The 17,715-nt window shown below is 66.9% G+C and carries 15 protein-coding genes; 9 read left to right on the top strand and 6 right to left on the bottom strand.

Going from position 1 to position 17,715, the window contains the following annotated elements; all coding sequences use genetic code 11:
- Positions 1–319 precede the first annotated feature (319 nt).
- Together ON21_RS01690 and ON21_RS01695 are read right to left on the bottom strand one after the other, a co-directional pair.
- Positions 320–1,264 carry a M12 family metallopeptidase gene (locus ON21_RS01690; protein WP_086006339.1) on the bottom strand — a complete coding sequence of 315 codons (945 nt, stop codon included), beginning with the start codon at positions 1,262–1,264 and terminating at the stop codon, positions 320–322.
- Between the two features lie 188 nt (positions 1,265–1,452).
- Positions 1,453–2,736 (bottom strand): cytochrome P450, encoded by a 1,284-nt coding sequence (locus tag ON21_RS01695; protein ID WP_039794611.1) that lies wholly within the window; start codon positions 2,734–2,736, stop codon positions 1,453–1,455.
- A 151-nt stretch (positions 2,737–2,887) separates the two neighbouring features.
- Between ON21_RS01695 and ON21_RS01700 the strand changes: the two genes are divergently transcribed.
- The 7 genes from ON21_RS01700 to ON21_RS01730 all read left to right on the top strand — a co-directional run bounded on the left by ON21_RS01700 (position 2,888) and on the right by ON21_RS01730 (position 11,492).
- Entirely contained in the window at positions 2,888–4,546 is a 1,659-nt protein-coding gene (locus tag ON21_RS01700) for a GMC oxidoreductase (protein WP_505762779.1), read from the top strand.
- On the top strand, positions 4,543–5,412 hold the full coding sequence (locus ON21_RS01705) for an SDR family NAD(P)-dependent oxidoreductase (protein ID WP_245562418.1): 870 nt from the start codon (positions 4,543–4,545) through the stop codon (positions 5,410–5,412). The genes ON21_RS01700 and ON21_RS01705 overlap by 4 nt, the downstream gene beginning before the upstream one ends.
- Positions 5,413–5,533: 121 nt before the next feature.
- Positions 5,534–6,343 (top strand): alpha/beta fold hydrolase, encoded by an 810-nt coding sequence (locus ON21_RS01710; RefSeq protein WP_039794596.1) that lies wholly within the window; start codon positions 5,534–5,536, stop codon positions 6,341–6,343.
- The gene (locus ON21_RS01715; RefSeq protein ID WP_039794597.1) at positions 6,340–7,602 is read left to right on the top strand and encodes a PP2C family protein-serine/threonine phosphatase; all 1,263 of its coding nucleotides are present in this window, start codon (positions 6,340–6,342) and stop codon (positions 7,600–7,602) included. Before ON21_RS01710 ends, ON21_RS01715 begins: the two co-directional genes overlap by 4 nt.
- A gap of 77 nt (positions 7,603–7,679) precedes the next feature.
- Positions 7,680–8,672, top strand: coding sequence for a small ribosomal subunit Rsm22 family protein (locus ON21_RS01720; protein ID WP_039794598.1), 993 nt, complete (start codon positions 7,680–7,682; stop codon positions 8,670–8,672).
- Positions 8,673–9,061: 389 nt separating this feature from the next.
- Positions 9,062–10,684 carry an MFS transporter gene (locus ON21_RS01725; protein WP_245562420.1) on the top strand — a complete coding sequence of 541 codons (1,623 nt, stop codon included), beginning with the start codon at positions 9,062–9,064 and terminating at the stop codon, positions 10,682–10,684.
- Positions 10,685–10,883: 199 nt separating this feature from the next.
- On the top strand, positions 10,884–11,492 hold the full coding sequence (locus ON21_RS01730) for a hypothetical protein (RefSeq protein WP_157170682.1): 609 nt from the start codon (positions 10,884–10,886) through the stop codon (positions 11,490–11,492).
- Positions 11,493–11,538: 46 nt separating this feature from the next.
- Here the strand turns inward: ON21_RS01730 and ON21_RS01735 are convergent, their stop codons facing one another.
- Together ON21_RS01735 and ON21_RS01740 are read right to left on the bottom strand one after the other, a co-directional pair.
- Entirely contained in the window at positions 11,539–11,994 is a 456-nt protein-coding gene (locus ON21_RS01735; RefSeq protein WP_157170683.1) for a hypothetical protein, read from the bottom strand.
- 142 nt (positions 11,995–12,136) lie between these two features.
- On the bottom strand, positions 12,137–13,189 hold the full coding sequence (locus ON21_RS01740; RefSeq protein ID WP_039794602.1) for an alpha/beta fold hydrolase: 1,053 nt from the start codon (positions 13,187–13,189) through the stop codon (positions 12,137–12,139).
- 215 nt (positions 13,190–13,404) lie between these two features.
- Between ON21_RS01740 and ON21_RS01745 the strand changes: the two genes are divergently transcribed.
- Together ON21_RS01745 and ON21_RS01750 are read left to right on the top strand one after the other, a co-directional pair.
- A complete protein-coding gene (locus ON21_RS01745) occupies positions 13,405–13,863 on the top strand; it encodes a DUF2752 domain-containing protein (protein ID WP_039794603.1) in 459 nt (152 codons plus the stop codon).
- A gap of 28 nt (positions 13,864–13,891) precedes the next feature.
- Positions 13,892–14,077 carry a hypothetical protein gene (locus ON21_RS01750; protein WP_039794604.1) on the top strand — a complete coding sequence of 62 codons (186 nt, stop codon included), beginning with the start codon at positions 13,892–13,894 and terminating at the stop codon, positions 14,075–14,077.
- Here ON21_RS01750 and ON21_RS01755 read toward each other — a convergent pair whose 3' ends face one another.
- Positions 14,078–15,424 (bottom strand): M1 family metallopeptidase, encoded by a 1,347-nt coding sequence (locus tag ON21_RS01755; RefSeq protein ID WP_083880349.1) that lies wholly within the window; start codon positions 15,422–15,424, stop codon positions 14,078–14,080.
- Positions 15,424–17,715, bottom strand: a 2,292-nt coding sequence (locus tag ON21_RS01760) for a Pls/PosA family non-ribosomal peptide synthetase (RefSeq protein WP_039794605.1), incomplete at its 5' end; no start/stop codon positions are given. The genes ON21_RS01755 and ON21_RS01760, both read right to left, overlap by 1 nt.

The following is a 17,715-nucleotide window of genomic DNA, read 5'->3' on the forward strand; positions in this document are numbered from 1 at the left end:
CTCGAGCCCGCGCCTACGGGCGAGAGCTATTCAGCCTCTCCCTACGATCACGATCAAGTCCTGTGGCGTCGCTCCATGAAAGGGGTCGCCGGTCATCAGTAGCACCGTCGAGGTGCCGGAAATCAACGAGGAAAGCATAACGACATCCGGTGGACCTTCGGGTGCGAGTACACGTCCGTCCGGTAGTGGGGTCGCATTCTGGTACACACCCAGTACCTGGACCGTAGAGCCCGATATCACGCGCGCTCCCGCGGCGGGCAGCAGCACGATGTCACTGGGCTCCAGCTCCAATCTCTCCCCCACCGGACCTGTGCGGAGATCAACCAGCCGAGGCATATGCTTGCGCGAGCGCGGAGTCCATGCTGATGTCCTCGGCCTCATCCCAGTCCGTTTCCTGGCTGGAAAGCGGCCAGAACCTCGGATAAATGGAATTCGCGAAGGTGCGGTCGGCGACGTTGATGTCCAAGCCGCCGCGAATCGGCTGCCCATCCGTTGTGATCTGGCCGGGCAACTGGTAGCACATGATCGAATCCTGGTCGGCGTTGGGCGTACCCATGATCGAGCGTTCGTCCAACGGCGTCAGAACATTCGACCGTGTCTGTTGCTCGCTCCACCCGTAGGTGTCCCGGAAGTAGGCGATCGTCTTGGCGACATCGAGTCGATCGACCAGAGCGCGGCGCAGATGCTCATGCGGGAAGCCGAGTGTGTGGCCCGTCTCATGGCGTACGACCCGCTTGTACTCGCCCTCCGCCGTGGTCATCGAGAACCCCTGCAGGTTCATAGTCGGGCGGTTCTGCGGGATCAGCAGGATGTCCGTTCCGAGATAGGACCAATAGCCCTGACCGGCGCGGGAAATACGCACCTGACCTGTGCCGTTCGTCAGGACGAAGGTGACGCTGAGGTTCCAGGCGTTCATGTGGCTGAGTATGCGCTGCTGGAGGTCGGCGGACGTCGTCTCCATAAAGCTGACCGACAGTGTGCGCCGCTGCAAGCCCCAGTACTTCGAGGTCAGCACTGCCAGCTCGGCCACTTCCGGCAAGCCGTTCTCGGTTGCCGCGCTCTGAGTGAGCGGCGCGTTCACCGGATTGAGAATCGAGGCTATTTCTGCCGCGCGCTTCAAAAGCCGGGGCGGCAGAGCGGGCACAACGCAGCCCGCGTCCTCGTCCGGGGGAGCTGTAGCGGCGAAGTCGTCTATCTCGGTCTCGGCATCCGTCATCGAGTAACGGCCGTCGCTCTTCTGTTCTTTGTCGGGTTGGGTACGCATCAGATCCTCCTCAACGGAAACAATGTGGTTGTGACTGTTGCATGGTGAATCGATGAGGTCCCGAGTAGCCGACTACTCGATCCGAGTAGTCGATAAATGGATGAGGCGGCACAATGGGGCGACCATCCCCGATTTCGCGCGATTGCCGTACTCCGCGCGGAAGCCTTGCTTACCGGAGAACTCGGTAGCTAGGCGGCAATCAACTCGGCGGGCATGGAGCGGTAGGCGTGCAGATTTCGCAGGGGATGGGGGGTCGGCGGGCCGTCCAGGCGGAGCTTCGGATACCGCTCGAAGAGGATTCGCAGCGCGACGGCACCCTCCAGACGGGCCAACCTGGCTCCCAGGCAGCCGTGTATCCCGCTGCTGAACGCGAGATGTTCCGCGGCGTTTTCCCTGGTCACATCGAATCTTTGGGGGTCGGGGAAGACCGCGGGGTCGTTGTTGGCGCCCGCCAACGACAGCAGGACCAGGGAACCCGATTTGATGTGCGCATCATCGATGTCGACGTCATAGTTCGCGACCCGGCCGGTCATCCGTACGGGACCGTCGTAGCGCAGGATCTCCTCGACTGCGTTCGGCCATAGCTCCGGCCGTGCGGCCAGCAGTGCCAACTGGTCCGGGTGGCTGGTCAGAAGGACGATTCCGTTGCCGAGCATGTTCACTGTCGTCAAGAATCCGGCGTCCAGCAGCAGGGCCGCGTTGGCCACCTGCTCGCGGCGGGTGAGTTCGCCACCTGTCACCAGCATGCTGAGTACGTGATTGTCCGGTTCGGCGGTGAGCCCGTCGAAATAGTGGTCGAAGTACTGCTCGACCTCGACCAGGTCTTCCATGGCGTGGCGGTAGGTGGTCCAGGCCAGGCCTCTTTCGAGCAATGGCGCGCCGGTGTCTCCCCATTTCAGCAGGGTCGAATGCATGTCGGCGGGCAACCCGAGAATCTCGGCGATGATCGTGACGGGCAGCTGCGCGGAGAAGTCGGTGATCAGGTCCGGGCGAGGCTTCGATTCCAGGCGGTGGAGTAGGTCTTCGGTGACTTCGGTAATCCGCTCCTCCAGCATGGCGATGGCTTTCGGACCGAATGCCTGTCGGACCGAGCGGCGGTACCGGGTGTGATCCGGCGGATCGGCCACCAGCATCGAGGGCGGTTCCCCAATGTTGGGAAGTCCCAGATCCGTCTTTCCCATGATCCAGCGGATCGGCTTCGGCAGCGCTGGATGGATGGGCGTGACCACACCGAAGCGCCGGTCTCGCAGGATGAGTCGGCACAGTTCGTGGTCCGCCGTGACGTGTACGCCCGACATACTGGCAATTCGGCCCCGCCGCCGGATCTCCTCGATGTACGGCGACGAGCCGAGCAAGCGATCCTGACCGACGGCGATTTGCCCGAGGGGATTACCCCGACGCGCCGCCAACTGGAGATAGGTCCGTAGCAGGCCATGCGTGAGCAGCCACCGGATCCACGCGCGAGTCAACATCGACATCTCCTCAGTCCCGGACCCACTGCTCATAATAGAGAGTAGCTACGACATAGCGCTGCTATTAATTCTGTCGACTTATGCCTCGCGATGTGGCGGTTGACCGGGTTGGGAAGGTAGTACGCATGGTTGTCATGTTTGGTTGCTGGAGGTGACGGAGCGGCGGTTGGATCGGGCCGGAGGCACGATGAACCGGCGTGGTTTCGTCAAGGGCGCCGCGGCGATGCTGGGTTCAGCGGGTGCGAGTACGGCCGCGTCCGCGGCAAGGGCGGAAAACTTCGTCCCGAGTCCGAGAACGGCGATGTATCGCATGTTGGTGCCGGAGATCTTCGCCCCGCTGCCGGATCCGGCCGATCATGTGCCTGCGATCGTCATCGGATCGGGCTTCGGGGCGTCGGTCACCGCGCTGCGCCTGGCGCAGTCGGGGATCCAGGTCGCGGTGCTCGAGCGCGGGTCCCGATGGCCGAATGATCCATGGCGTGACATCTTCGCCACCGACACGATCCCGGATGGCCGCGGTTTCTGGCACCGCACCACCTTCACCGGGGTGAACAGGATTCCACTGGCGATCGATCCGTTCGGCGGGGTCCTCGATGTCACGAGTTACCCCGGCATGGACGTGTGGCGTGGTGCGTGTGTGGGCGGCGGGTCGGTCGTGTTCACCGGGGTGATGATCGAGCCGGAGCAGCGGTTCTTCGAGTCTGTGTTCCGCGGCGTGGTCGACTATCGCGAAATGCGCGACGTCTATTACCCCCGGGTCCGAAAGATTTTGCGGCCCAGTGTTATTCCAGAGGACATCTACAGCTCTTTCGCCTTCGCGCACTCGCGAGCCTGGGACGAACAGGTTCGCGTGGCAGGCTACGCGCCGCAGCGTATCGACGGCACATGGAACTGGGACGTCATCCGCGATGAACTGACTTTGCGATCGAGGCCGTCGGCGACGGTCGGCAATTCGAACCTCGGCAATTCCAACGGCGCGAAGTTCGATCTCAACCAGAACTATCTACGCTATGCCGAGGAGACCGGCCGCGCCCGGATCTATCCCGGCCATCGCGTGGACGCCATCGGGAAGGAACCGGGAGCGTCGGGCCGCTATACCGTCGACGTGACCAAACTCGCCCCGACCGGTGAGGTGCTGCGCACTCGGACGTTGACCTGCGACATGCTGTTCCTGGGCGCGGGCTCCATCGGCACCTCCGAGTTGTTGGTGCGTGCGCGGGAGACCGGTGCGCTACCGAACCTGAACGAGCACATCGGCGAAGGCTGGGGCAGCAACGGCGATGTCGCCCTGGCCCGGCCGCTCAGCACGTTCCAGGTGGGCACGCAGGGCACGCCGTCCGCGAGCCGGATCCTCGATGAGGCGGGCGTACCCGTGGCGCTGGAGAGCTGGTATATCCCCGGCACGACGCCGTTCGACGTCACCCTTCTCGCGTCGTTGGGCATCGTGCTCGACGACACCCGTGGCCGGTTCGTCTGTGACCCGTCCGACGGGCGCGTGGTCCTGGACTGGCCGGCCGGCGGCGCCGCGGGCTATCTCGAGCGAGCGCGGGAAGTGAACGACAACGCGGCCTGCAACTGCAGGCCCATCTCCAGGCCTGCCGTGGACGCGGATGCCTCGTTCACCTCCCATCCGCTGGGCGGCGCGGTGCTCGGACTCGCGACAGACGGCTACGGCCGGGTGCGTGGTTACCGGAACCTCTACGTCATGGACGGGGCGGCAGTGCCCGGTAGCACCGGAACGGTGAACCCCTCACTGACGATCAGCGCGCTGGCCGAGCGCAATATCGAACAGATCATTCGAGAGCTGTGAACGGGAATCCGGCCCCGAATCGTGGGCGGTCGCTCGCCGAACGGGTGGCGATCCGGCTGATGTACCCGAGGTTCCGGCCCACCGAGGAATCTTTGCGTGCGGCTGTCGCGGGCAAGGTGGTGCTGGTGACGGGGGCCTCGCACGGTATCGGCAAGGCCAGTGCGCGGAAGCTGGCCGCGGCGGGGGCGGTGGTGGCGTTGGTGGCCCGTTCCCGTCCTGAACTGGAACAGCTGGCCGCCGACATCGCCGCCGACGGCGGCACAGCCCACGCGTACGCGACCGACCTGACCGACATGGATGCCGTCGACCTGCTCGGCCGGACGCTGCTGGCCGACTACGGGCACATCGATGTCGTGATCAGCAACGCGGGAAAGTCGATCCGGCGGCCCATCGCCGAGTCCTACGACCGCTTCCACGATTTCACCCGCACCATCGACGTCAACTATCTGGGCCCGGTGCGGTTGCTGCTCGATCTGTTACCCCATATGCGTGCGCGCAAGCAGGGACATATCGTCAACGTCTCCACCTGGGGCGTGCTCATGCCGCCGGGTCCGCGCTGGTCGGCCTACTTCGCCTCGAAAGCGGCCTTCGATGTCTGGCTGCGCAGCGTCGCCGTCGAACTCGCCTGCGACGATGTCACCACCACCTCCGTCTATATGCCACTGGTCCACACCAGAATGAGCGCCCCCACCGACTTCAGCCGCATCCCCGGTCTGACCGTCGACGAAGCCTCCGACCTCATCTCGCATGCCGTCACCGCCAAACCCCTGGACATCGCCCCTTGGTGGGCGGTCCGGGTTCAAGCCTGGTCCGCCGTCCACCGCGACCGAGCCCGGCGCTTGCTGGAGCGTAGGTACCGTCGTTGACCACCGGACCGGCAGTGCGCTCCAGTAGAGAACCGACGAGCACATCGGATGCGGCGGCTGGAGCGGCCGGCGGAGCGATCGATGGTGGGCGTTCGCGTGGAACTTCTGCGAAGGTGTCTGTGTGGAGGTGTTGAGCAGGAACCATGTGACGGTCCGCGGCAAGAACGGCGCGCCGGTGGTCGTGCTCGCCCATGGATTCGGGTGTGACCAGCACATGTGGCGGCTGGTCGCGCCGGTTCTGGAGCGTGACTTCACCGTCGTCCTGTTCGACCACGTGGGCGCGGGCCGCTCGGACCTCTCGGCGTGGACCGCGTCGCGCTACTCCAGCATGGACGGCTACGTGGAGGATGTGCTGGCGCTACTTCGCGCGCTGGAGCTGGGGCCGGTGGTCTTCGTAGGGCACTCGGTCAGCGCGACGATGGCAGTGCTCGCCGCCGCACGCGAACCCTCGGCATTCGCCGGACTGGTCCTGGTGACTCCCTCGCCGTGCTTCATCGATGATCCGGCCACCGGGTACCGCGGCGGTTTCAGCGCCGCCGACATCGAGGAACTCCTGGAGGCGCTCGACGCGAACTATCTGGGCTGGTCGGGGGCGATGGCGCCGGTCATCATGGGCAACCCGGACCGTCCGGAGCTGGCCGAGGAGCTCACCAATAGTTTCTGTCGCACCGACCCGGAGATCGCGCGCGTCTTCGCCCGCGTCACGTTCCTCTCCGACAACCGGGACGATCTGGATGCGGTCGATGTCCCCACGCTGATCCTGCAATGCTCCGCCGACGCCATCGCCCCACCCGAGGTCGGCGCGTTCGTCCAGGAACGGATCAGGGGCAGTCGGCTGACCACGCTCACCGCGACCGGCCATTGCCCCCAGCTCAGTTCTCCCGCCGAGACCGCCGCCGCGATCGCCGCCTTCGCCGCGGAAACCGGATGACGCACGCGGCGGGCGACCGAGGCCGCGGCAGTGCGCTCGGAACCGGGACGGATGACGACGCGGTATTCGCGGCGCTACTCGAGGACAGCGCCGAGGACCTGTACGAGAACGCCCCCTGCGGTTACCTCTCCACCTCGCTGGACGGCCGCATCGCCAAAGTGAACGCCACGCTGCTGGACTGGCTGGGCTGGCAGCGCGACGAACTCGTCGGCCGCAAGCACTTCTCCGACCTGCTCACCGTGGGCGGCCGTCTCTATCACGAAACCCATTTCGCACCTCTGCTCCGGATGCAGGGCGATATCCGCGGCATCGCGCTGGAAATGAAGACCGCCGACGGTCGTCGACTACCGGTCCTGGTGAGCTCACATGTCAAAACCGGTAGGGAGGGACAACCGCTACTGATTCGCACCACCGTCTTCGACGCCCGCGAGCGCCGGGCCTACGAGACGGAGCTGCTACGGGCGCGCCGGGAAGCCGAGCAGGAACGCGAACGCCTCCAGCGTCTGAACGCCACTTTGCAGACCACCCTGCTGCCACCCGAACTGCCCCAGGTTCCCGGCCTCGAAGTTGCCGCGTACTACCACATCGCCTCGACCGACGAGGTCGGCGGCGACTTCTACGATCTGTTCCCCATCACTGCCGACACTTGGGGCATGTTCCTGGGCGACGTCTGTGGCAAAGGAGCTCCCGCCGCGGCACTCACGTCACTGGCCCGCTACACCCTGCGTACGGCCACCGCCTACACCCACGACCCGGCGGCGATACTCGACACGCTCAACACCACACTCACCGAGCGGTACCACGGCCACAGGCCCCGATTCTGCACGATCATCTTCGGACTCATCCGGCCCACTGCCGATCGCGGAGGTTGCGAGATCACCTTGGCAGGTGGCGGGCACCCGCCTGCGCTGCTGCTGCGTTCCGACGGCGAGGTGGAAGAGATGCACACCCGGGGCGGCCAGCTGATCGGGGCGATCCCGCACGCCCGGATCGTCACCAGGAGCTTCCGGCTGGAGGTCGGGGACACGCTGCTCCTCTATACGGACGGACTCACCGAAGCTCGCATCGCGGAGGACGGCGCCCGTTACAGCGACCGAGCACTCGTCGAATTCGCTCGCGCCCTCGCGCCCGTCACCGCGTCCGGCGGTATCGAAGCTCTTCGGGAACTGCTCGACTCCTTCGGGCCCGGAGTGGAGGACGACACCGCCCTTCTCGCCGTCCACGCGCTGCGACCTGGAACCAGAACCACCACCAGCTGAGGCGCATCCGGTCCACCGCTCGAGCACGTCGCGGGCCATAGCTCGCACCGTGCACCGCCATGACAGAATGACGGGCCATGGAATTGCCCGTCGAACTCGTCGAGGCCCTCGACCGAGCGTGCGCGGGCGTTCCCGAGCGGCAGCTCGCCACCTCGGTCGACCGGCTGATCTCGCGCTACCGGGACCCGCGCCCGGCGGCGACGCCGATTCTCGGTTCGACCGCCGACGTCACCGCCTACGCCGCTTATCGCATGCCCGCGACGTGGGCCGCTGTGCACAGTGCGCTGGAGCGGTTCGCCGAGCAGGCGCCCGCCTTCCAGCCCAGGACGATGCTCGACGTCGGCGGGGGGACCGGCGCGGCGTTGTGGGCAGCGGTCGGACTGTTCCCCTCGTTGGCCGAGGTGACCGTGCTCGATCAGGTGGACGAAGCACTGCGGCTCGGGCGCAGTCTTGCGGGCGGCGCAACCGCTGCGGCGCTGCGCTCCGCCGTGTGGCGGCAGACCTCGTTCGCCGCTCGGGAAGCATTCGGCGGAGCGGACCTCGTCACGATCTCTTACGTGCTGAGCGAGCTTTCCGGGGCAGACCAAGCCGACCTGGTGGCCCGGTCCGCCGAGGGGGCGGAAGTGGTGACCGTCTTCGAGCCCGGAACTCCGGACGGCCACCGCAGAATCCTCGCCGCACGCGACGTTCTGATCGATGCCGATATGACGGTCGTGGCACCCTGCCCGCATCAGCGCCTGTGCCCGCTCGCCGAGGGGTCGGACTGGTGCCACTTCAGCACGCGAATCAACCGGACATCCCTGCACCGGCGGTTGAAGGGCGGCGAACTCGGCCACGAAGACGAGAAGTTCTCCTACGTGGTCGCGTCCCGGACCGCGCACGCCCCCGCGCCTGGTCGAATCCTGCGTCATCCGCTCAAACGCAAGGGCCTGGTCACGCTGCAGGTTTGCACGGCCGACGACGGCGTGCGGCAAACCCTCGTCTCGAAGCGGCAGGGCGATGCGTATCGCCGGGCACGGGACGTGGAATGGGGCGACGCCTGGCCACCAGCCCACCGCGCGACGGATTGATCGCCACCACCCCCGCGGTCTCGCGCCCGTCAGTCCTGACACGCCACGTCGCTCGGTGAGTCCGGCCTGATGTCAACGGGGGCAAGCACAGCGGACTTTAACGAGCCGCCAATCAGTGGCACAATTCACAACGATCCAATATTTACGTAAATCGGGCGTAACCACGTTCCGCTCAGCCGTTGAGGAGCGACACCAGTGCAGATGTCCAGGCGCGATCCCGGCTCGCGATCGCGCTGTGCTGGGACTTCCGCGTTCCGGGCACTGGGTGGTGCCGCCGTTCGGCCGAGGTGGCGAGGGGGCGAGGTGATCCCGGTGCGGCGTTCGGTCGGGGGCGCTGCGCAGGTCCCTCGACGATCCGGCCTCCTTCTGAAATCGAGGTGATCCGTCAAGTGCTGGAAACGCAAACCAAGGTCGTACGAAGTCTGGTTCCCGCCCGGATGGACCGGCTTCCGTGGACCAAATTCCACTGGCTCATCGTCGTGGGGCTGGGAGTCTCCTGGATCCTGGACGGAATCGAGATCCAGATCGTCAGCAGCATGGGCGGACCGCTGCAAGACGTCGAAACGCTGCATCTGACCTCAGGGCAGGTCGGTGCGATGGCCTCGTGGTACCTGGCAGGCCAGGTCGTCGGCGCATTGGTGTTCGGCCGGCTCACCGACCGGCTCGGGCGCAAGAAACTGTTCATCCTGACGCTGGCGATCTACCTGATCGGCAGTGGGTTGGCCGGTTTCTCGTGGAACGCATGGTCGCTGTACTTGTTCCGCTTCATCGCCGGCACCGGAATCGGCGGTGAATACACGGCGATCAATTCGGCGATCGACGAGATCATGCCGTCCAGATATCGGGGACGGGTCGATATCGCGATCAACGGCACCTATTGGGGTGGCGCGGCGTTGGGAGCCGCGGCGAGCCTGATCCTGTTCAACGAGAGTTTCGTTCCGACCGGCTGGGGATGGCGGATCGGATTCTTCATCGGGCCCGTCCTCGGCTTCATCATCATCTTCCTGCGCAGGCACATTCCGGAGAGCCCGCGCTGGCTGCTCACCCATGGGCGGGCCGAGGAGGCGGAGCGGACCGTCGACGACATCGAAGCGCAACTGCGGAAGCAGGGCATCGAACTCCCTCCGGTCGACGAGAGCAAAGCCCTGGACATCGTGGACGCGGATCGGCTCTCCTACCTGCAGATGGCCCGGATCTTCTTCGGGCGATACCCGTCGCGCTCGTTCCTCGGATTCACGATGATGGCGACGCAGGCTTTTCTCTACAATGCGATCTTCTTCACCGTCGGCTTGGTGCTGATCAATTTCTACAACGTGCCGGACGATCACACCGGATATTATTTCTTCCCGTTCGCCATCGGTAATTTGATCGGCCCCTTGGTGCTCGGCCCGCTCTTCGACAGCATCGGCCGCAGGAAGATGATATGCGCGACATACCTGGGCTCCGGTTTCCTGCTTCTGATCTCCGCATGGGCATTCAACGCGGGCATTCTCAACGCCACCACCCAGACTCTCTTCTGGTGCGTCATCTTCTTCTTCGCCTCGGCGGGTGCGTCGTCTGCCTATCTCACGGTCAGTGAAATCTTCCCGCTGGAGTTGCGTGGTCAAGCCATCTCGTTCTTCTTCGCCATCGCGCAGGGTGCGGGCGGGGTCGTCGCGCCGTTCCTCTTCGGCCATCTGGTGGGCGGCGCCGACAACCCGAGCCCCGACCGTTTCCCGCTCACGGTGGGGTACGTCATCGGTGCCGGGTTCATGATCTTCGGCGGCCTGGTCGCCTGGTTCTTCGGAGTGAACGCCGAAGGCCAGTCCTTGGAGGACATCGCGGATCCACTGTCGGTGGCGAAACCGTCTGCGACGAGTCCCGGCGTGGCCGACGGCCGAGCGAACGGCGATGCGCCGCAGGCCCCCGAGCCGAACGCTTCTCAGGAACCGGCCGGACGCCAGCCTGCTGCCGTAGGTAGCGAGCCGATATCTGACGGCTCGTCACCTATCGATTCGGTCGAAGGGGTGTAGCGAGATGGTGCAGCCAACTCCTTGGCGAGCGAGTCGTGACCGGCAGCAACAGGCAGGCTCGACGACCCGCGCGCCGAGTGGCACTCGAAAACGCCGGGTCGACCTCGCCCGGCTCCGGGCGCGGGTGTCGAGGCTCCGAGCACGGATGCCGAATCCCCGGACCCGGGGTCCGCAACTGCGGGCTGCGGTGCAACCGCTGGTGACCTCGCTCCGGGACAACTCGGGTTACCTGTGTGCCGCGGCCGGGAGCATCCTCACGTTCAGCTTGCTGTTCAAGCCGTGGCTCGCTACCGGAGGACCGGATGGCACGATCTGGAGCAACGCCTTCGGCCAAACCCACATCACCACTACGCTCGTGGGTCTCTGGTCGAAGAATCCGCCGGCCCATTCCAATCTCAGCGGCACCTGGGCCATCCTCGCCACCATCGCGATCTTCCTCACCGTGCTCGCCGCGTTGGCCAATCTCCGTGCGCCCACCGAGATCCTTGCGCGTTTGACGACCGGTTCCGCGGTGGCGGTGGCGCTTTTCATCGCCTTCACGCTGGTCTATCTCAACAGCAAGGGGCCGGAACTGCGCTCCATGATCGGCTCCGGCCCGCCAACCGACCTCGGAACGCAGGTCGGCTACGTGATCCGATGGGCCTCGGGCAACGGGCAATACCCGCTGCCAGGGCTGCGCAAGGTCGAATTCGAGACCGCGAAACTCACGGGTACGGCGCTGTTCGCCGGTGCGACGGCGATGTTCTCGGCCGTGGCGGCTATCGCGCAATGGGTTCGGAGGATGAAGTTGCGCCGCAGCACCGACTGAGCCGTAGCGTGCGGATTCGGTCGCCTGGCGTCGCGACGAACGCTGATTAAGTCACGACGAAGACGCCCTTTCCGGGGACGTGGGGAGCGTCCGTCGCGATCAGGACTTCCACACGGCCCAGACCGGACGGAATGGATACCGGAATCCAAGAGCCCGCGACGTTCTCCTCGGCCGGTGTGCTGTCGTCGACCCGGATAGGGGCAAGGGTGCCGAAGACCCCGGTGTCGGAATTCCGCCATGAAACCGTGACTTCCACGCCGCAGGAGCCGCCGGGCCGGTCGGGAGCGTAGACGAACTCGGGGCGTATCCACAGCGTGGGGACACCGGAGTAGTTGCGATCGGGGTCGTAGTAGGCGGCGATCATGCCGATACCGGCGAGGCCGCCGTCGCAGAGCGTTCGTGCCGGGGGGACACCGAGGGGAAGCGCGGATACCGACGGGGCGGTCGCACCGAGTGCGCCGATGACCAAGGCTAGGACCGCCACACCATGCCGGATATTCACCGCTGCTCCCTTCGTCGGACCCGAACTGTCTGTCAGCTGTGTCGACATGAGTTCGCCGAATGTTAACGGGGCGAGCGGTGGTGGGTGAACGCTGCTCCTGGGCCGGGCGCCGTCGACCGGTCCAGGAGAACGTTCTGCCGGGTCAGCCCGCGGCTGCGGAGCGCAGGTGGGCGCGCTCGGCGATGGCGGCCAATTCCGCGTTGAAGCGGTCGGCGGCTTCGATATTGCCCAGATGGCCCGTGGGCCAGACGTGGTAGGCGGCCAAGTGACCGGTTTCCGCGAGAGCGTCGGCGATGCGGCGCGACATGCGCTCGGGCAGCAAGCGGTCGTGGGCGCCTGCGATCACCGTGGTCGGCACGGTGAGGGACGCGGCGGCTTCGGCGAGATCCATGTCGGCGAGGGCGGCGGCGTGCCTGCCGCGGGTCAGCGGTCGGCACGAGCGCACGATGCCCAGCGCGAACTCCACCTGGTCGGCGGTCGCGTGCGGGGTCATCACGCGCGCCTTGAGCAGCGCGCTGGTCGGCCAGCCGCCAGGAAGCGGGACCGGGGCGGTGAGCAGCGTCTCGGCGACGATCATGGGCATCCGCACGGTGGCGCCGAGCACGGTGAGCGGGCGGTCCGCCAGCGTCAACGGCTTGTTCAGCAGCGGAAGCAGATCGGTGTCGTAGCGGATGTTGCCCGACGTACTGTTCAAGATGACGGCGGCCGCGGCCTGCTTGCGGACCTGCTCCGGATAGCGAGCGGCCCACGCCTGCACGGTGATACCGCCCATGCTGTGGCCGACCAGCACGGCCCGCTGTCCGGGACGGAGTGTGGCGTTCAGAACCGCCGACAGATCGTCGGCCAGTGACTCTTTGCTGGGAACGGACCTGCCGGATTCGCTCGCGCCGTGGCCGCGCTGGTCGTAGCAGACCACGCGGTACCGATCGGCGAACGCGTTGATCTGCGGGTTCCAGTACTCGATGCTGCAGCTCCAGCCGTGGATCAGGACGATGACATCGCCCTTGGCCGGACCGTAGGCATGTACTCGCAGGCGAGCGCCGTCTTTGGTGGTGACCGGAATGACCGCGTGACGGGCGGTCGGCGCGTTCAACGACGCGGTACGGAAGGTGCGGGACCGCAGTCCGGCACGGTAGTCGGCGGTGAGCGCACCGTTGTACGCGTCCGCCAGCGTCCTCATCGACTTCGCCAGCATCAGGCACTCCTTTGTGTCCACCGTCACCGTACAGTGCAAGCAGCGCTGCTTGCTAGTGTTAGCGCCAGACGACGGTATTGCTCTTCTATATCGGGGAGTACCCCCGTATTCGGTACGGCAAAAGATCATTTCGAGAGAAAAGATCAGCCGCGCTTGATTCGGGTTGTCGGATAGCGCCGTAGCGGCGCAGGTCGCCGCCCGGTTACGGTTGACCCGTGGACATCGCGCAGCATGCCTCCGGTCCCGTGGCGGACCAGGGAACCGAGCCGAAGACCGGGTGGCGCGGGGCGGCAGTTCCGCTGCTGGTGGCGGGTGTCGGCGTGGGCGTCGGCGTGTTGCTGCATCTGCGCGATCCGCACGTCGAGGGCTCCTACGGCACCTGTCCGGTCTACGCGCTGACCGGCTGGTACTGCCCGGGCTGCGGGGGGATGCGCGCCGTGCACAACCTCACCGACGGGCATGTCCTGGATGCGCTGCACAGCAACTTGCTCGCGCTTCCGCTGGTTCTCGCGTTCGCGGTGTGGGTGCTGGACTGGACCGTGCAAGCGTGGCGCGGCCGGAAGATGCGGCTGCCGTCGATCAGCCGGACCACCATGTGGACATTCTTCGCATTGCTGGCGATCTACACGGTCGTACGCAACACGCCATGGGGAACCCTGTTCACACCCGTGTAACACGCGAGTGTGCGGGCAGCCCTCAGGTATGAACGATTCGCTGAAGACCCGGGTGCAGCAGAAACTGCTGCGCCAGCTCATCGAGGACCCGCGGGACACCGAGCACGACGACCCCCGGCAGATCGCCGTGGAGACCGACCTGGACGCGCTGGCCAACGTGCCGGAGGACGATCCGCTGGTCGAGGAACTCGCCGCGCGGTATCTGGTGTTCTGATCAGGCCGTCGAGGCTCCGCCGTAGGGCGGCAGTTGCGGTAGTCGTTCGGCGAGCAGCCAGCTGTCCCACAGTGGGCGCAACGACACCAGGCTGTAGTGCCCGGCCAGATCGGTGAATTCCTCGGTGGTCACCGACGAGTGGCGGTAGCGAATGGTCCATTCCCGCAGCAGGTCGAAGAAGGTCGAGTCGCCGAGTTCCAGGCGCAGAGCGTGCAGGGTGAGCGCACCCCGCTTGTAGACGCGATCGTCGAACATGCGCTGCGGTCCGGGATCGCCGATGACGATGTCCTGGGGCTCGCGGGCCAGGTTGTGCCGTGCGGCCCGGGCCAGCTGATCGGCGGTCGGCCCGCCCGCGGCCTCCGACCAGATCCATTCCGCGTAGCAGGCGAAGCCTTCGTGCAGCCAGATGTCGCGCCACTGCCGGATGGTCAGGCTGTTGCCGAACCACTGGTGCGCCAGCTCGTGCGCGACCAGCCGTTCCGCGCCGCGGCGGCCGTCGCAATGGTTGGCGCCGAAGATGGAGATGCCCTGCGCCTCGATCGGGATCTCCAGCTCGTCGTCGGTGACGACGACGGTGTAGTCCGGGAACGGGTAGGGGCCGAACTTCTCGCTGAAGACCTCGAGCATCCTCGGCTGACGGGCGAAGTCGTGGTCGAAGTTGGCGCGCAGCCGCGGCGGCAGGATCGCGTGCATCGGCACCGGGGCGTGCGAAGAACCGATGCGGTGCCTGCGATAGTGACCGATCTGGATGGTGGCCAAGTAGCTGGACATCGGCTCGGCCTGCTCGTACACCCAGGTGGTCTGACTGGACTTGGTCTGCTTGCGCAGCAGGGCTCCGTTGGCCACCGCGTAGTACGGCGAATCGGTGGTGATCGAAACCCGGTAGCTGGCCTTGGAACTCGGGTGGTCGTCACAGGGGAACCAGGACGCCGCGCCGTTGGGCTGGCTGGCCACGATCGCCCCTTCGGTCAGCTCTTCCCAGCCGACCTCGCCCCACGGCCCGCGCACCGGTTTCGGGGTGCCGCCGTACTGCACCACCAGCGCGAGCACGCCGCCCGCCGGAATCCGCTGTTGCGGCGTGACGACCAACTTGCCGTGCTGGTGGGCGAATTTCGCGGCCTTGATGCCGTTGACGGACACCTTCGACACGCTCAGCGCCTGGCCGAGATCCAGTGCGAACCGGGTGCGCGCCTCGGTGGTCACCGCGGTGATCGCGGCGCGCCCCGTGAGCCGGTTGGCCGACACCCGGTAGGTCAGCTCCAGCTCGTACCGGGAGACCCGATACCCCCGGTTGCCGTTCTGCGGGAGGTACTCGTCGATGGGGGCTTCGTAGAACTTGCCCGCCATCAGCGCGCCCCGGGGTCGCCCGTGAACCAGGGCGCGATCGGGTTGCCCCACCAGCGCGTCGAGGCGGGCACGGCGTCACCGCGCATGACCAGGGAAGCCGGGCCGATGGTCGCGCCGTCGCCGAGCGCCGAGGCGGGCAGCGCCACGCAGTGCGGACCAAGGGTGGCGCCCGCACCGAGGGTGACGGCGTCCATGGCCATGATCCGGTCGTGGAACAGGTGGGTCTGCACCACACAGCCGCGTTCCACGGTCGCGCCGTCGCCGAGAGTCACCAGGTCCGCCTCCGGTAGCCAGTAGGACTCGCACCATACCCCGCGCCCGATGTCGGCGCCGAGGCCGCGAAGCCAGACGTTCAGTACGGGCGTACCGGTCGCCGCACGCGCGAACCACGGCGCGGCAACCGTTTCCACGAAGGTGTCGGAGACCTCGTTGCGCCAGACGAATGAACTCCACAATGGGTGTTCCTCGGCGCCGATCCGCCCCACGAGCAACCATTTGGCCGCTACCGAACTCGCCCCCGCGACGGCGCCCGCCGCCAGCAGCACCAGCCCGCTGAGCAGCCCGGCGGCCAGGTGGCCGAAGGTTTGCGCGAGCCACGCGAGGGTGCAAAGGACGCCGAGACCGATCGCGAAGGTCAGCAGAACCGGAATCAAGCGGCAGGTCTCCACGACGGCGCGCGCGACGCGCAGGCGGGCGGGCGGATCGAAGGTGCGCGCCGTGTCGGCGTTCTCCGCGGCGCGGCGCAGCCGGACCGGCGGGCTGCCCAGCCAGGACGAGCCCGGTTTCGCCTTGGACGGCGCTGCCGACAGCACCGCGACCAGCCCGTTCTTCGGGACTCGCCGTCCGGGGGCGGTCATGCCCGAGTTGCCGAGGAAAGCGCGCTTGCCGACCTTGGCCGCACCGATGTGCAGCCAGCCGCCGCCGAGTTCGTAACCGGCGATCATGGTGTCGTCGGCGAGGAACGCCCCGTCGGCGACGGTGGTGAACTTCGGCAACAGCAGCACTGTCGACGCCTCGACGCTCTTGCCCACCTTCGCGCCGAGCAAGCGCAGCCACAGCGGGGTGAGCAGGCTGGCATACAGGGGGAACAGGAAGGTGCGCGCGGAATCCAGCAGGCGCTCGGTGGCCCATGCCTGCCAGCCGACCCGGCTGCGCACCGGGTGGTAGCCCTCGGTCAGGCCGATGCTCAGCAGCCGGACCGCGACGATGGTCGCCGCGGCGTAGACGCCCAGGCTGAGCAGGGTCGCGAAGGGGAGTACGGCGAACGCGCGCGCGACGCCGCCCGCGAGCGTGCCGGTGTCGCGAATGAACCAGGCGAGGAACGCGCCACCGGCGCCGATGCCGAGAATCGGCATGGCGGCCAACGCGATCGATGTGACGCCGAAGACGCCGACCCAGCGCCGGGCTCGATCGGGCGTGTGCGCGGGCCAGCGGTGCTGGGCCTTGCCCACCTTCACCGCGGGCGAACCGGCCCACTCCTGTTCCGCCTTCACCTTGCCCGCCACCGCGGAGCCGGGCGCCACCTCGGCGTTCTTCCCGATCTTCGTGCCGGGCAACAAGATCGAGCGCGAGCCGACCACCGCGCCGGGGCCGACGGTGATCGGGCCGAGGTGCACCACGTCGCCGTCGATCCAGTAGCCGGACAGGTCGACCTCCGGCTCCACGCTGCAACCGTCGCCGAGTTCGAGCATGCCGGTGACCGGCGGCAGGCTGTGCAGGTCGACACCCCTGCCGATCTTCGCGCCGAGCGCGCGGGCGAACGGCACCATCCACGGGGCCCCGGACAAGTTCTCCGCGCCGCTGGCCTCGGAGAGGCGGACGGCCGCCCACAGCCGCAGATGCACGGAGCCGCCGCGCGGATAGCGCCCCGGCCGGACACCGCGCAGCAGCAGCCGCGCGCCGGCCACGCAGATCGCCATGCGGCCGAGCGGGGAGATGAACAGCAGGAACGCGACCAGCGTCCACCACCAGGACAACTGCGGCAGCCACGGCAGCGAGCCGGACCAGGCCGCGATGTTGCCGACGATCGCCAGCCAGGTGAGCCACTGCAAGCCCGTGAGGGTGGTGAGCGGGATGGTGGCGAGCACCTGCGCCGCCTGCGCGAGCGGTGGCGTCGGCCGCACCGTCCGGTCGGCCACGGCCACGGCGGGCGTGGTCTGCTCCAGCAGCTCGGCGAGCGCGCCGAGGCGGGGATGGTCGTAGACGTCCGCGACGGCGATCTGCGGATACCGTTCGCGCAGGGCGGTGACCAGCTGCGCCGCCGCGAGCGAGCCGCCGCCCAGATCGAAGAA

Source organism: Nocardia araoensis NBRC 100135 (genome assembly GCF_000308435.1).
Classification (GTDB): domain Bacteria; phylum Actinomycetota; class Actinomycetes; order Mycobacteriales; family Mycobacteriaceae; genus Nocardia; species Nocardia araoensis.

What these genes read in the sequence shown, in the direction of transcription:
- ON21_RS01690 (WP_086006339.1), bottom strand. Translation starts at nt 1,264, where the DNA reads ATGCGTACCCAACCCGACAAAGAACAGAAGAGCGACGGCCGTTACTCG.
- ON21_RS01695 (WP_039794611.1), bottom strand. Translation starts at nt 2,736, where the DNA reads ATGTTGACTCGCGCGTGGATCCGGTGGCTGCTCACGCATGGCCTGCTA.
- ON21_RS01715 (WP_039794597.1), top strand. Translation starts at nt 6,340, where the DNA reads ATGACGCACGCGGCGGGCGACCGAGGCCGCGGCAGTGCGCTCGGAACC.
- ON21_RS01720 (WP_039794598.1), top strand. Translation starts at nt 7,680, where the DNA reads ATGGAATTGCCCGTCGAACTCGTCGAGGCCCTCGACCGAGCGTGCGCG.
- ON21_RS01740 (WP_039794602.1), bottom strand. Translation starts at nt 13,189, where the DNA reads ATGCTGGCGAAGTCGATGAGGACGCTGGCGGACGCGTACAACGGTGCG.
- ON21_RS01750 (WP_039794604.1), top strand. Translation starts at nt 13,892, where the DNA reads ATGAACGATTCGCTGAAGACCCGGGTGCAGCAGAAACTGCTGCGCCAG.
- ON21_RS01755 (WP_083880349.1), bottom strand. Translation starts at nt 15,424, where the DNA reads ATGGCGGGCAAGTTCTACGAAGCCCCCATCGACGAGTACCTCCCGCAG.